The sequence below is a fragment of the Alloprevotella sp. genome, from assembly GCF_057240785.1.
This window is the reverse complement of the sequence record NZ_DBHHRH010000009.1, coordinates 41322-54901: the sequence shown is the minus strand read 5'-3', so window position 1 is coordinate 54901 and position 13580 is coordinate 41322. Positions and strand designations below refer to the sequence as shown.

At 41.7% G+C, this 13580-nt stretch carries 16 protein-coding genes and 1 tRNA gene; 3 read left to right on the top strand and 14 right to left on the bottom strand.

Annotated elements, in window-relative coordinates; translation table 11 throughout:
• Positions 1-66 precede the first annotated feature (66 nt).
• The 3 genes from tamL to ACO4R2_RS02505 all read left to right on the top strand — a co-directional run bounded on the left by tamL (position 67) and on the right by ACO4R2_RS02505 (position 3441).
• Positions 67-2412, top strand: coding sequence for a translocation and assembly module lipoprotein TamL (gene tamL / locus ACO4R2_RS02515; RefSeq protein ID WP_484769045.1), 2346 nt, complete (start codon positions 67-69; stop codon positions 2410-2412).
• A 97-nt stretch (positions 2413-2509) separates the two neighbouring features.
• Entirely contained in the window at positions 2510-3295 is a 786-nt protein-coding gene (locus ACO4R2_RS02510) for an MBL fold metallo-hydrolase (RefSeq protein ID WP_484769044.1), read from the top strand.
• 75 nt (positions 3296-3370) lie between these two features.
• Positions 3371-3441: transfer RNA gene (locus ACO4R2_RS02505), tRNA-Cys, on the top strand.
• Between the two features lie 309 nt (positions 3442-3750).
• Here ACO4R2_RS02505 and ACO4R2_RS02500 read toward each other — a convergent pair.
• The 14 genes from ACO4R2_RS02500 to map all read right to left on the bottom strand — a co-directional run bounded on the left by ACO4R2_RS02500 (position 3751) and on the right by map (position 13580).
• Positions 3751-4215, bottom strand: a complete 465-nt coding sequence (locus tag ACO4R2_RS02500) for a hypothetical protein (protein ID WP_484769043.1) — start codon at positions 4213-4215, stop codon at positions 3751-3753.
• Positions 4205-4711, bottom strand: a complete 507-nt coding sequence (locus tag ACO4R2_RS02495) for an FHA domain-containing protein (RefSeq protein WP_347719477.1) — start codon at positions 4709-4711, stop codon at positions 4205-4207. Before ACO4R2_RS02495 ends, ACO4R2_RS02500 begins: the two co-directional genes overlap by 11 nt.
• A gap of 20 nt (positions 4712-4731) precedes the next feature.
• Entirely contained in the window at positions 4732-5733 is a 1002-nt protein-coding gene (locus tag ACO4R2_RS02490) for an HU domain-containing protein (RefSeq protein ID WP_484769042.1), read from the bottom strand.
• A gap of 54 nt (positions 5734-5787) precedes the next feature.
• Positions 5788-7071, bottom strand: coding sequence for an HU family DNA-binding protein (locus ACO4R2_RS02485; protein ID WP_484769041.1), 1284 nt, complete (start codon positions 7069-7071; stop codon positions 5788-5790).
• 4 nt (positions 7072-7075) lie between these two features.
• Positions 7076-7348: an HU family DNA-binding protein gene (locus ACO4R2_RS02480; RefSeq protein WP_311491095.1), complete on the bottom strand. Its 273-nt coding sequence runs from the start codon at positions 7346-7348 to the stop codon at positions 7076-7078.
• Positions 7349-7359: 11 nt separating this feature from the next.
• On the bottom strand, positions 7360-8649 hold the full coding sequence (rimO, locus tag ACO4R2_RS02475; protein WP_484769040.1) for a 30S ribosomal protein S12 methylthiotransferase RimO: 1290 nt from the start codon (positions 8647-8649) through the stop codon (positions 7360-7362).
• A gap of 12 nt (positions 8650-8661) precedes the next feature.
• Positions 8662-9231, bottom strand: a complete 570-nt coding sequence (gene purN / locus ACO4R2_RS02470) for a formyltransferase family protein (RefSeq protein WP_311491097.1) — start codon at positions 9229-9231, stop codon at positions 8662-8664.
• A complete protein-coding gene (gene ftsY / locus ACO4R2_RS02465; protein ID WP_311491098.1) occupies positions 9228-10196 on the bottom strand; it encodes a signal recognition particle-docking protein FtsY in 969 nt (322 codons plus the stop codon). Before ftsY ends, purN begins: the two co-directional genes overlap by 4 nt.
• 122 nt (positions 10197-10318) lie before the next feature.
• Entirely contained in the window at positions 10319-10477 is a 159-nt protein-coding gene (locus ACO4R2_RS02460; protein WP_009346708.1) for a DUF4295 domain-containing protein, read from the bottom strand.
• 12 nt (positions 10478-10489) lie between these two features.
• Positions 10490-10681, bottom strand: coding sequence for a 50S ribosomal protein L33 (gene rpmG / locus ACO4R2_RS02455; protein WP_311491099.1), 192 nt, complete (start codon positions 10679-10681; stop codon positions 10490-10492).
• Positions 10682-10693: 12 nt separating this feature from the next.
• Positions 10694-10954, bottom strand: a complete 261-nt coding sequence (rpmB, locus tag ACO4R2_RS02450; RefSeq protein ID WP_009346706.1) for a 50S ribosomal protein L28 — start codon at positions 10952-10954, stop codon at positions 10694-10696.
• Between the two features lie 214 nt (positions 10955-11168).
• Positions 11169-11684, bottom strand: a complete 516-nt coding sequence (locus ACO4R2_RS02445) for a CinA family protein (RefSeq protein WP_315092342.1) — start codon at positions 11682-11684, stop codon at positions 11169-11171.
• An 11-nt stretch (positions 11685-11695) separates the two neighbouring features.
• On the bottom strand, positions 11696-12718 hold the full coding sequence (tsaD, locus tag ACO4R2_RS02440; RefSeq protein ID WP_484769039.1) for a tRNA (adenosine(37)-N6)-threonylcarbamoyltransferase complex transferase subunit TsaD: 1023 nt from the start codon (positions 12716-12718) through the stop codon (positions 11696-11698).
• A 4-nt stretch (positions 12719-12722) separates the two neighbouring features.
• Positions 12723-13580, bottom strand: a complete 858-nt coding sequence (map, locus tag ACO4R2_RS02435; RefSeq protein ID WP_484769038.1) for a type I methionyl aminopeptidase — start codon at positions 13578-13580, stop codon at positions 12723-12725.

Genomic DNA, 13580 nt, shown 5'->3' with positions numbered 1-13580 from the left:
CCTATTATAATATGTGTAAAGCATCTATGAAAATGTGGTATATTTGCAGGAATAAAATCGATAATTTTGAAAATTTCTATATTCTATAAGTTTGGATGGTTCCTCCTTCTAATAGGTTTTACAGCTTGTAATCCAACAAAATTTTTGCAAAAGGATGAAACAATGCTTCGTTCTGTGAAGATGACCTCGGATAATAAGTCGCTGAAGGTGGGAGATTATCGTTCGTATGTACGCCAAGAACCTAACGCGCGCTGGTTTAGTTTGCTGAAAGTACCTTTGGCTATCTATAGCGTTTCTCAGTCCGACACTACACGCCGTGCCGGCCGCTTCTTTCGTCGTATAGGACAGGCTCCCGTAGTCTACGACTCTACTATGGCAGAGTTTTCACGTAGAAGCTTAGAAGCAGCATTGCAGGCAAAAGGATATATTCATGCTTCTGTCCATACTGATGTTACAACAAAGAAGCGTAAGACAGATGTGATTTATCATTTGCAGCCTGGGCGTCGCTACTATGTTGCAAATCTTTACACAATAGTAGATGATAAGGAAATGCAGAGGCAAATCGATAGTTTATCGGCTAAAAGTTTACTCTATAAAGGAATGCCTTTCGATGCAGCGGTTCTTAGCGAAGAAAGAAGTCGAATTATCGCAGGACTCCTAAATGCTGGTTATTACCGGTTACAAAAAGATTATGTGAAGTTTCGTGTAGATACAGTTTCCAATGATATGGGCGTTGATTTAACTATGACTTTTTCACGTCCCGTGGGGGTAGATAGTACTAAGGATTATGAGCGTTTCACTGTGCGTAGGTTGGATCTCTATGAAGGTTCTTCCGCTTTCCCCTTGTCTACTACTATGGAGTCTCAGAAAGCTTTATCTATTGATGGCTTTTCTTTCCAAAGTGACGCTAAGAATCCTTTACGCACGAAAGTTCGGAAGACAGTGTATCTAAACCATATACGTTTGCGCCCTGATAGTTTGTATCGTGAATTAAATGTTCAAGATTCATATTCCATGCTCAATAGTTTGCCGATAGTGAGCTATTCCTCGATTCGCTTTCAAGAAGTGCCTGGAAGCAAACCTCTACTGGATGCGGATATACAAGTGGTACGTAACAAGCTGAATAGTATTAGTTCCGAATTGGAAGGAACAAACACAAATGGAGATCTAGGGGCTGCAGTAGCGCTAACATACACAAATCGCAATCTCTTTCAAGGGGCAGAAGCTCTGTCGTTGAAGCTAAGAGGTGCATACGAGGCTATTCGTGGCTTGGAAGGTTATAAAGATGAAAACTATTTGGAGTATAGCGCAGAACTTTCTTTGCGTTTTCCCGCCACACGACTTCCTTTTAGTTTCCGCCGAGGGACTAAACAACTCATGGTAACTAGTGGTGTGTCTTTCATGTACGACTCTCAGAATCGTCCAGAGTTTCACCGTCGCGTTTTAACGGGGGATTGGGCTTTCCGTTGGCGAAATTCTTCTCATCCAGGTTTCCAACACCGCCTCGATATGATAAGTCTCAATTATGTCTTTGTTCCTTGGATTTCATCAACATTTCGTCGTAATTATTTGGATGGAATAGATCCCCGAAACTCCATACTTAGGGCTAGTTATGAGGATCTCTTTATCATGCGGTGGGGATATTCTTTTATCTATAATAGTCAGCAGGATAAGATGCTGCAGAATTCGCTATTAGGCAGTGTGTCTAATCTCACGCGGGGATGGCAATTAAAATATAATATAGAAAGTGCAGGAAACTTACTGCGTGGAATGAGTGCGCTAATCGGCGCAAAGAAGAACCGAAATGGGCAATATGAAATGTTTAATATTGCCTATTCTCAATATATTAAAACCGATGTGGATTTTGTACGATGTATTCAATTTGATGAACGAAATAGTCTAGCCTTTCATGCAGCCTTCGGTATAGCAATCCCTTATGGCAACTCTTCGATTATTCCGTATGAAAAACGCTATTTTGCAGGTGGAGCAAACAGTGTTCGTGGCTGGGCTGTTCGTGGGCTGGGGCCAGGCTCTTATGCGGGTAAGAACGGAGAGATTGACTTCATAAAGCAAACGGGTAATATGAAGCTTGATTTGAGTGCAGAATGGCGTACTCATTTGTTTTGGAAACTAGATGGTGCAGCCTTTGTTGATGCAGGTAATATTTGGAACACAAGAGACTATATTAACCAAGATGGTGGTAAGTTTAAGTTTAGTGAATTTTATAAACAAATAGCAGTAGCCTATGGAATTGGGTTTCGCTTCAATTTGAGTTATTTTATTCTTCGCTTCGATTTAGGCATGAAAGCCATTAATCCTGTTTATTCTTCGGTAAAAGAACATTATCCAATTATTCGTCCGCGTTTATCGCGTGATATTGCTTTTCATTTTGCTGTAGGACTACCATTCTAGTCTTCTATAAAGATATTAATGAAGAGAAAAGGCTACTATTATATAAAACATTGGTAATAAATTGCTACTTTTGCCAAGACAAAATATAATCACTAAAATGAAATTTATTAGCTTCGGTTCAGGTAGTAGTGGCAATTGCTATTATTTGCTCGAGGACGGCTTTGGCTTAGTTATCGATCAAGGTATTGGCATACGTAGCTTTAAACGTTATTTCCGCGATTATGGACTGTCACAAGGAGAAATAAGTGCCATTTTAGTAACACATGATCACACAGACCATGTTAAAGCGGTAGGAGCAATAAGCCAGGAATATCACCTACCAGTCTATGCTGCTGGGAAAGTTCATGAAGGGATGGAGAACAATTATTTAATGTCGAAAAAAATTGCTGAAAATAACAAGCGCGTTCTCATGCCAGGTGAAAAGATTGTCTTGGGGCCTTTTACAATTACAGCTTTTGAAGTACCACATGATGCTAGTGCAAATAATGGATACTTTATTACGACTAACTCTACCAACTTTTGCTTGATGACAGATTGTGGAAAAATTACAGAAAAGATGTGTCGTTTCATTAATCAGGCTGAGAACTTAGTTATAGAGGCAAATTATGATGAAGCCATGCTTATGACTGGCCCTTATCCGCTTTATCTGAAGAATCGAATTCAGAGTGGTTTAGGTCATAGTAGTAATGTGGAAACTGCTTCAGCGCTGGTTTCTTCTTTATCCCCACTCATTAAGCGCATTTGGCTTTGCCATTTAAGTGAAGAAAACAATCATCCTGAGTTGTGCAGAAAAACTATTCAAGAAGCATTAGATAGTGTAGGGTGTACGGCAGAGTTGTGCGTCTTGAAGCGAAGGATACCAACAGGTTTCTTTGATCTGTGAAAAAGTTAATAATTAATTTGGTCAGTCCAAACTTTTCTAATATCTTTGCACTCGCAAATCAGAAATGATAGCAATGGTACCTTGACCGAGTGGCTAGGTAGCGGTCTGCAAAACCGTCAACAGCAGTTCGAATCTGCTAGGTACCTCTTCAGAAAAGGATTCACAAGTGTGAATCCTTTTCTTATTTTAGAATCTTGCTGATTTTTATTACTTCATGCTCTTTATCCGCAATATACCTGAAGAAGTATTACTGATATTTGTATGTGGGAAAAGTTCTCTCCTTTTAGATAATGTCAATATCGTCTATGAGTATTTGGGTAGAAGAGCTGCTGTGCTGTAAGAAGGAAACGTATATATAATAAGCGTATCAGTTGATAGTCTTATTCTATTTGCTGACATCTTTATTGTATTTGAAAACACAACAAGGATGTTTACACTTATCTATGATTTTTATTTTATGGAAGTTTTTCGGCCTTTCGTGTGAAGATCATTTCATCTGCAATTTTTACAAGTTTTCGCCCTATAGCTTTACTGACATTATTTCCATTCTTCGTGGAATAAATGTAGGTATTATCAGCTTTTCGGGTAAAAAGAATGGTTTGGGAGTCTGAACCAATATCATTGGTGAATCTTAGTTCGGCTTGGTTGCCTTGAATCTTATAGTTAGTGAGCATCCATACACCATAGAGATATTGACTGGCATCTCCTTTCATATAGCCGTTCATTTTTCCGAGAAATTCGTAGCCTGGAACAGATATAGATTCATGATAAAGGTCGATGACTAGTTGAACATGATAACGAGGAGAATAGAACTCACCCTTGAAAATACTATCATTGGCAGTTTCTGTTGATGCTGATTGGGCAAATAGAGCAGATACTGTCATGCAGAAAAAAAGTATGCAGAATAGTTTATGCTTCATCGTCTGTTTGAAGTTTCAGAATAATAGTGGCAGCTCCAATATTGATGATACTACCGTTTTCAATTGTGGCTCTCTCACGATCATTTAGAATTTCGCCTTGCAGGAAAGTACCTGTCCCCGAAGGTGCATCTCGAAGAGTGATGGTTGTTCGTCCATCTTTGAGAGGCTTTACATTCACAATGCAATGAGTGGTATCGATACTAGGATCCACAGTTTTGAACGCAGCATTAGCTTTTGTTCCTTTAACGAAGCGGCCTATGATATTGTCGCCTTCGTAGAGTGGAATATCAGTCTTGAGCTGGAAATCGTTTTCAAGAACAGTAAGTATGCCAAAAGTGGGACGTTCTTCTTCTTTTTCTGCGTTTGTTCGTGGAATACGAATCTTAAATTGTTTTTGACATTCAGGACAGCCGAACACGAGGATGCGTCCAGGTTCATAGAGTCTATCGTCAAACGATATAGCAGTGTCACATTTAGGACAGCGTATGCGTTTCATAAAAAATAGAAAAAGTTGGATTATTTGAGGTGCATTACCCAAGGAGAACTAATTGCTGGATTGTTGCTCAAAGTGTGGAGTTGTTGATAGGCTTCACTCTCTGTTTTATAATGTCCATAAATGACACGAGTGGTCTTCCCTATATGAATCTCAGCATCTTTTAATCCTTTGCTATGAAGCGATTTCACATAGGTCTCTGCATTTTTGCCGGAGACCTTTGAGGCTAAGACAATGGTGTAGGGTTTTGATTCTTCACGCGTGGTAGTGGTCTCAGTATTAGTTTGTCCTTTTTGTACATCTTGTTGTGTTTGTAGAGCAGGCCTTTTTGGTAAAGCTTCTTTTGGAGCCGCTTGCTTGTGAGCTAGTCTTGAGAATATAAGTTCACTTTGCAGAATTGTGGCTCTTTGATTGCCTGTATCGATAGTCCCAACAGGTGTAGCCCAAAGAAAGTAGGACACTACGGCTATCATTACAGCAGCAATGTAGTTTACAACCTCCCGATTGATTGTAATTGTATAATCATCTTTTTTCTTTCCTCCTTTTACAGAAAGAATAGGAGAGGGGGACGTTTCTTCTTTTGCAGGTAAGTCCTCTTGATGGATATTGAGAAGTTCCAATGCATAAGAGTCCAATCCATACAAGCAAGGCGATATAATCCCTGCAGGAATAGGTTCGAAGTCGTAGTGACCTTCAAGATTGTGAAGAAGTTTCCCAATATTCCCTATTTCAACACTTCCTGTTTCTTGTAGTTTGTGCTTGAGGATTTTTACTTCTTTCTCGATATTCTTTTGAGCTTGCTGATAAGTGAGGTGGTATGCTTGCATATATGACTGGATGAGCAAGCCGTCATTCATCGTTAGGCGTGGATTAAAGCCTACGCTTCTCAGGGGGGGGAGAAATAACTGTTCATCGGCAACAAGGCGTGCCGGAACATATTGCGTGACAAAGCCCCCTAGGCCCGGGACAATGACACAGCAATGCTCCAACAATAAGTTTCCTATATGTTTCGATAATTCAGTCATCGTGGCAAAGTTACAGAATATCTTCTTTCTTCTGTATAAATAGAATTATAAATCTTAATTTTTTTTCTCGAGTTGCGGGAGTTTTATTACGCTACCAATTGTAATAATGTCTGGATTTTCTATCTTATTAAAGAAAATAATGTATTTAGCAAAATCGCGGTCTCCGTAGGTTTGCTTAGCTAATCTGTAAAGATTTTCTCCACTTTGTAGTTTGTGTGTGCCAATAACGCCTACAATCTTATAGTTGCTACCTTCCATTTGTGCGTACTTATCTTCTGGTCGCAACTGAGGAGTGAGAGAAGCAGCAGGAGCGGTAGTCTGTGGGAGATCATCGGGCTTGTTCGCTTCCTTAGTCTTCGTAGATTTTCTTTGTGAGGAATCAGCCGGTGTAGTTGTTGAGCTTGCTTGTGGAGCAGAAGCTGTGTGGTTAGAAATTGTTGAAATTTTAGCTGTTTCCATGTGATCGCCAAAGATGTGATAATAACCTGCAAAATAAAAGGCGGTTAATAGTGTTAAGCTACATAATATGACACTCACAACTTTCAATAGACGCATTATACTATGACTTGCTGGAGACATTTGTTCTTCTATTCTGTCTTCTTCAGCATTATCCATACTGTCTGTTTCGTATTTATAGTTTTCAGAATGCCTCTCATTTGTGGGAATAAAAGAAGTCTCTTCAGAGATTTCGATGAGTGGAGACTTTTCTTGTTCTAATGCATCCTGTACTTCTAAATTGTTGTCAAGGGAACTAATATCTTCTCTTTTGTTAGATTTTTTTACCTCTGGTGAAACGCTACAATTAGATTCTTCCTTGATAAGAATATCTTCTGTGGATACAGAATCTTCTGGGAGCATAGTAGGTTCTGAAATCAAATCTTCTTCATTTTGAGAACTGGTTTCAGTTTGTGCTGTTGTTTCATTTTCAACGAGAGCCTTAGTAGCCTCCTTTTCAGCTAATTCAATTTCTAAAGCAACTTTGCTGTCTATTTCTGCAAGATCGCTATCTTTAATATCTTCATTAAGTGTTACGGTCTGGAATTGTGCAAAGGGCTTATTGATGGATTCTTTTAGTAAGGTGTCGGGTGTGAATGTGATTTTCGGATGACTACTAATCTGAATCCGCTCTCCCGTGTTCACATTGATACTCTCTCGTTCTCCTACAATGATAATCTTGAAGGTACCAAACCCTTTTATTTTTACAAACTTATCATCGATAAGGCCAGATTCAACCGTGTCGAAAAAACTGCGAATGAAAGTTTCAGCGTTTTTCTTCGAGATGCCTTGGTATTGAGCAAAGAAAGTTGCAAGATCTTGTGGTGAATACTTGGTGTTCATTAGCTTATTGGGCTTTATCCTTGAGTGTGTTGCTTGCTTTGAATGCAATGGTAAGTTTGGGAGGGACAAGCATACGTTGTTTTGTTGAAGGATTTATAAGGATACGTTCCATTTTCTTTTTGATTTCAAAAGAACCGAAATTTTGGATGGCCAGCGTATCGCCTTCCTCCAATTTCTCAGAAAGAGCTTTAGAGAAAGCTTCAATAATTGTCTGTATGTCTTGAGGAGTTGTTTCAAGACGCGCAGCCAAATTGTTGAGGAAATCTTTATTATTCATAGTCGTAGTGTCTATTTCAGTGTAGTTCCATATAAGTCGTATTCATCAGAATCTACAATGTCTACGTTGTAGAACTTTCCAATCGTGAGTCCCTCCGTGACAGGAATAAGAACTTCACAATCCACTTCTGGAGAGTCAAATTCTGTTCGGCCGATAAAGAATTCTCCTTCCTGTCGATCAACGATAGTTTTATAAGTCTTACCAACTTTTTCAGCGTTTAATTCCGTTGAAATCTCCATTTGAAGTTCCATCAGTTTGTCTACTCGTTCTTGCTTTACTTCTTCTGAGATATCATCTTCATAGTGGAGAGCTGCAAAAGTTCCTTCTTCTTCGCTATAGGCAAAAACACCCATGCGATCGAAGCGGGTATCACGAACAAAATTATAGAGTTCTTTGAAGTCTTCTTCTGTTTCACCAGGGAAGCCAACTAGGAGTGTTGTGCGGATACACAGATTGGGAACTTCTTCTCGCATCTTCTTGATAAGATTGAGTGTTTCCTGCTTCGTAACATGACGCCGCATTCGTTGCAGTACGTTGTCGCTGATATGCTGTAATGCGATGTCTAGGTAATTACACACATTGTTGTTTTCCTTGATGACACGAAGTAAGTCAGTAGGGAAGTCATTAGGGTAGGCGTAATGTAAGCGAATCCATTCTACTCCAGGTATCTTAGCCATTTCCTCAACTAATTCAGCAATCATTGGCTTATTATGGAGGTCGATGCCATAGTAAGTGAGTTCTTGTTCAATTACCTGGAATTCTTTTACTCCTTGTGCAACTAGTTCTCTGACTTCATCAAGAATCTCTTCTTTGGGGCGACTTACATGGTGGCCTGTGATGAGCGGGATAGCACAGTAAGCACACATTCTATTACATCCCTCTGCAATCTTAATATACGCATAGTGTGAGGGAGTTGTTAGGACACGTTCTCCGAGAGTTTGGGTATCGTAGTCGGACTGGAGATCTTTCAGCAAATCCTTCCAATTGAATTTTCCATAAAATTTATCTACTTGTGGGATTTCTGCTTTTAGTTCGTCCATGTATCGTTCAGAGAGGCAGCCCATAACGAAGACTTTCTTTAGCCTTCCTGCATCTTTCTGATTGCAAAGATTAAGAATCATGTTGATACTCTCTTCCTTTGCAGAAGTGATAAAGCCACAGGTATTGATGACTGCTATATCACCGTGTGTCTCGTTCGGATTGTGGTATGCTTTAAATCCGTGTTCTGCAAACTGATTCATGAGACGCTCTGAGTCTACAAGGTTTTTGGAGCATCCCATGGTGATAATATCTATATTCATTGAGTGAATTTCTTATTTTTCAATGTTTTGAAGTATGACTTCTTCTATGATTTTAGGGAAATGTTCAAGTTCGAGTTGGTGCTCTTTGTTTGCAATCTCCTCGATGCTATCGTTTGTACTGATATGCGTTTTTATTTGTGCTATAATTTCTCCGCCATCACAGATGTTTGAAACGTAGTGGACAGTCATGCCTGTTTCTTTCTCTCTTGCGTCTTTCACTGCTTTATGGACATGCTGTCCGTACATTCCTCTTCCTCCGTATTTAGGAAGTAGGGCTGGGTGGAGGTTGATAATCCTTTTGGGGTAGGCATCTATGAGGTAGTCCGGTATCATCAATAGAAAGCCTGCTAGAACAATGAAATCTATATCTCTCAGGAGTGGAAGTAGTTGTTGAGGGGTTGAAAAAACTTCTTTGTTTGCTATGTAGGTAGGTATGCCTAATGCTTTTGCTCTTTCCAACCCGTAAGCGTCTTTTTTGTTGCTAACGACAAGTGAGACATTTATGTAGGCATTGTCCGCAAAGTAACGAATGATGTTTTCGCAGTTTGTTCCTTCTCCTGAGATGAAGATTGCAAGATTCATTTGTTTTTATCTTCTTCAAACAGACTTTCTACAAAGCTCTTGCTATTGAAAGGTTGCAAGTCTTGCATCCTTTCACCAAGTCCTATGTATTTTACTGGTACTTTAAGTTGGTGTGAGATGCCAAGCACTACACCACCTTTTGCTGTTCCATCAAGCTTTGTGATGGCAAGACTAGTAACGTCTGTAGCTTTGGTGAATTGTTTCGCTTGTTCGAATGCATTTTGTCCTGTTGACCCGTCGAGGACAAGTAGAATTTCGTTGGGAGCATCAGGCACAACTTTTTTCATGACATTTTTGATTTTTGTCAATTCGTTCATGAGGCCCACTTTATTGTGGAGTCGTCCTGCGGTGTCGATGAGGACTATGTCTGCGTCGTTGGCTTTTGCTGATGAGAGGGTGTCGAAAGCCACGCTAGCAGGGTCGCTGCCCATTTGTTGTTTTACAACGGGAACTCCTACACGTTCTCCCCAGATGCAGAGTTGTTCAACAGCTGCTGCTCGAAAAGTATCGGCCGCGCCTAGGTATACGCGTTTCCCTTCTTGTTTGAATTGGTAGGCAAGTTTTCCGATAGTAGTGGTTTTTCCTACTCCGTTTACTCCTACTACCATTATGACGTATGTTTTTTTGTCTGCGGGGATAACGAAGCCTTCTCCGTTGTTGTTGCCTGTTTCAACGAGGAGGCTTTCTATTTCTTCGCGCAGGATGCGATTCAATTCAGATGCACCCACGTATTTGTCGCGGGCTACGCGCTCTTCTATTCTTTTTATGATTTCGACGGTTGTTTCTACGCCTACGTCGGAAGTGATGAGAACCTCTTCAAGGTTGTCAAGAACTTCGTCGTCGACTTTTGCTTTTCCTGCAACAGCGCGGGCAATCTTATTGAAAACGCTACTCTTGGTTTTTTGTAGTCCTTGGTCAAGTACCTCTTTTTGCTCCTTTTTGCTGAATAAATTGAAAAATCCCATTGCCTTGATATTATGTGAGAACGACTTTTCTTGTTCTGCAAATTTACAATTTTTTTCTGATAACAACGATAAAACCCAGAGCTTTGGCTCTGGGTTTTATCGTTGTTATCAGAAGGGACTTATTAGTTCTTGAAGAATTCTTGAACTTTGTCATTAGGAACCATCTGCTCATCAAAGACGTAAGCACCAGTCTTCGGACTCTTAACCATCTTGATGACTTTTGTGTAGGAACGGCCGTCGGTTCTACCTTCCTGCAACGTTGCGACTGCTTTCTTTGCCATAGTGCTTTATCTTTATTTAATTTCTTTGTGAATGGTCATACGACGGAGAATGGGGTTGTATTTCTTCACCTCCAAACGTTCCGGCGTGTTCTTACGGTTCTTCGTCGTGATATAGCGAGATGTACCGGGCAGACCGCTTTCCTTCATTTCTGTGCATTCTAGAATAACCTGAACGCGATTACCTTTAGCTTTCTTTCCTGCCATGATGTTTAAATATTAACCGATTACTTTAATAGAGTTCCAGTCGCAATAACCTTTGGCAACCGCGTTGTTCAACGCAGCGTCAAGGCCAACCTTATTGATAAGGCGAAGACCAGCAGCACTGATGCGAAGCTGAATCCAGCAATCCTGCTCTACATAGTAGAACTTTTTACGGAACAGGTTCACGTCAAAACTGCGCTTTGTGCGACGCTTTGATTTGGAAACATTGTTGCCAATCATGGCTTTCTTTCCGGTGATCTGACAAATTTTAGACATTGCTATCTACTTGTTTTTTAATTCGTTGTTAGTGTACTTTCCCAATACGAGGTGCAAAGTTAGTGTAAAATAAACGAAGAACAAAATAATTTTATACCTTTTTTGTTTTTTTTCCTTTGCCTAGCCATTACAACTCATTGTTTTGTCGGAAGTCGGGGGCTTGGGGTGGTGAGGAGGTTGAAGTCCCGTTCTTAACGATAAGTTGCTCTTTCGATTAATCCTCTTTCGGGCAATTTTCTTTGAGGTAGTCGAGGAGTATGTGGATGGCCTTATTGGTGGCGCTTTCTAAATTGCGTTCACGGCCATTGTCTTCTTCAATCTTGTAGGTGACGATGTTGTCGCTAGAGCCTACGGCTATCCAGATTGTTCCTATTAGTACGCCGGGGCGGCCTGTGCCGTCGGGGCCGCCAGGACCTGCAAAGCCACTGATGGCTACTGCGTAGTCGCTACCAAACATCTTGTTGGCACCGGCTACCATTTCCCTTACTACTTCTTCGCTCACTACACTGTGTTGCTCGATGGTTTCGGGGGATACACCGAGGTACTTCACTTTGAGCTCGGTGGCGTAGCAAACTAGGCCTCCTATATAATAATTAGAGCTTCCAGGTTGTGCTGTGATGATGCTGCTAATCCGCCCTGCGGTGCAACTCTCGGCTGTGGAGAGTGTTTTTTTTGAGTTCCACAGGAGTTCGTTGATTTCTTTACTGACTAATCTTACATCAAAGTCCATATTGTGAGGTTTTATAGTGTTGTACGTGAGTAGGCTGGTTTGTCGATAGGACAGAAGTCTTTGTCTAAGTATTTGTAATAGCCTGTAATGGCTATCATGGCTGCGTTGTCGGTAGTATAGCCAAACTTAGGGATGTAGATGGTCCATTGTTTGTTGTCTTGCCTAGTCTTGAAGGCTTCGCGTAGTGCTGTGTTGGCACTCACGCCTCCGCTGAGAGCTACTTCTGTGATGCCGGTTTCTTTTACGGCTTGTGTAAGCTTCTTCATGAGGATGTCTACGATGGTTTTCTCCAATGAAGCTGCAAGGTCTTCTTTGTGGTGTTCTACAAAGTCGGGATCTCTCTTTATTTCATCGCGTAGGAAATAGAGGAAAGAGGTTTTCAGACCGCTAAAGCTATAGTCGAGACCTGCTATGTGGGGCTTGGCGAAGGTGTAGGCATTGGGATTACCTTGACGTGCCAGCTTGTCGATGATGGGGCCGCCTGGATAGCCAAAGCCCATCACTTTCGAACATTTGTCCATGGCTTCGCCTGCGGCGTCGTCGATGGTCTGTCCGAGTATTTTCATGTCGTTGTAGGCGTTCACCTTTACTATTTGAGAGTTGCCGCCACTCACCATTAGGCAGAGGTAGGGGAAGGGTGGGACGCGTAGTTCCTCTCCTTCTGTCAAAATGAAGTGTGCCAGAATGTGCCCTTGCAGGTGGTTGGCCTCGATAAGAGGGATGTCTAGGGAGGTGGCAAGGCCTTTGGCAAAGCTAACACCAACGTGAAGTGATCCCATGAGACCAGGGCCTAGGGTTACGGTGATGGCTGATAATTGTTCTTTGGTTATACCTGCTTGCTTGAGTGCTTGATCTACAACGGGCACTATATTCTGCTGGTGTGCACGTGAAGCAAGTTCGGGCACTACGCCTCCGTAGGCCTTATGAACGGCTTGCGAGGCTGTGATGTTGCTAAGTAGGTAGCCGTTTTTTATAACGGCAGCGCTCGTATCGTCACAGCTGCTTTCTATTCCTAATATATATATATCGTTCATCGTTCTAATAAGTCAAGATTTCAACTCCATCTTCTGTCATGAGGAAGGTGTGTTCCCATTGTGCGCTGGGGAGCTCGTCTTCTGTCACAACGGTCCAGTTATCGTCGGAGTCGATAAATACTTCTCGCCCTCCCATGTTAATCATCGGCTCTATGGTGAAAACCATGCCTGGCACGAGGAGCATTCCGTCTTGGTGGGTGTCGTAGTGGTTCACTTCTGGTTCGTCGTGGAAAACGAGTCCTACGCCGTGACCACAGAATTCCTCTACAACGCTATATCCGTTGCTGTGGGCATGCTTACCGATGGCTTTACCTACATCGCCAATGAAGCCCCATGGCTTTGCTGCTGCTGCGCCAATATAGAGACATTCTTTGGTCACTCTGACGAGGCGTTCTTTTTCTGGCGTGGTTTTGCCAATGATAAACATTCTGCTGGCATCGCTAAAGTAGCCGTCTTTGATGGTTGAAACGTCTACATTAACGATGTCGCCCTCTTCGAGAATATCATCTTCTGAGGGGATGCCGTGACATACCACTTCGTTGATGCTCGTACATACGCTCTTGGGGTAGCCTTCGTAGTTGAGATCTGCGGGTATGGCCCCGTGTGCGGTGGTGTATTCGTATACGATGCGGTCGATTTCTTCTGTACTCATTCCGGCGCATATTTTCTCTGCCACGGCATCAAGAACGCCTGTATTGATTGCGCTTGAGCGGCGGATGCCTGTTATCTGTTCTTCGTTTAGAACTAAACGGCGAGGAGGGACAATGTGTCCTTGGTTTTGCAACTCCAGGATACGTTTGTCGAAGTCGGTCATCTGCTGACCTTTGGGCACAAACCAATTTCTTCTTCTTAAGCTGAACAT

Coding starts and splice junctions, on each gene's coding strand:
- ACO4R2_RS02510 (WP_484769044.1), top strand. CDS start 2,510: ATGAAATTTATTAGCTTCGGTTCAGGTAGTAGTGGCAATTGCTATTAT.
- ACO4R2_RS02500 (WP_484769043.1), bottom strand. CDS start 4,215: ATGAAGCATAAACTATTCTGCATACTTTTTTTCTGCATGACAGTATCT.
- ACO4R2_RS02495 (WP_347719477.1), bottom strand. CDS start 4,711: ATGAAACGCATACGCTGTCCTAAATGTGACACTGCTATATCGTTTGAC.
- ACO4R2_RS02490 (WP_484769042.1), bottom strand. CDS start 5,733: ATGACTGAATTATCGAAACATATAGGAAACTTATTGTTGGAGCATTGC.
- ACO4R2_RS02485 (WP_484769041.1), bottom strand. CDS start 7,071: ATGAACACCAAGTATTCACCACAAGATCTTGCAACTTTCTTTGCTCAA.
- ACO4R2_RS02480 (WP_311491095.1), bottom strand. CDS start 7,348: ATGAATAATAAAGATTTCCTCAACAATTTGGCTGCGCGTCTTGAAACA.
- rimO (WP_484769040.1), bottom strand. CDS start 8,649: ATGAATATAGATATTATCACCATGGGATGCTCCAAAAACCTTGTAGAC.
- purN (WP_311491097.1), bottom strand. CDS start 9,231: ATGAATCTTGCAATCTTCATCTCAGGAGAAGGAACAAACTGCGAAAAC.
- ftsY (WP_311491098.1), bottom strand. CDS start 10,196: ATGGGATTTTTCAATTTATTCAGCAAAAAGGAGCAAAAAGAGGTACTT.
- ACO4R2_RS02460 (WP_009346708.1), bottom strand. CDS start 10,477: ATGGCAAAGAAAGCAGTCGCAACGTTGCAGGAAGGTAGAACCGACGGC.
- rpmG (WP_311491099.1), bottom strand. CDS start 10,681: ATGGCAGGAAAGAAAGCTAAAGGTAATCGCGTTCAGGTTATTCTAGAA.
- rpmB (WP_009346706.1), bottom strand. CDS start 10,954: ATGTCTAAAATTTGTCAGATCACCGGAAAGAAAGCCATGATTGGCAAC.
- ACO4R2_RS02445 (WP_315092342.1), bottom strand. CDS start 11,684: ATGGACTTTGATGTAAGATTAGTCAGTAAAGAAATCAACGAACTCCTG.
- tsaD (WP_484769039.1), bottom strand. CDS start 12,718: ATGAACGATATATATATATTAGGAATAGAAAGCAGCTGTGACGATACG.
- map (WP_484769038.1), bottom strand. CDS start 13,580: ATGTTCAGCTTAAGAAGAAGAAATTGGTTTGTGCCCAAAGGTCAGCAG.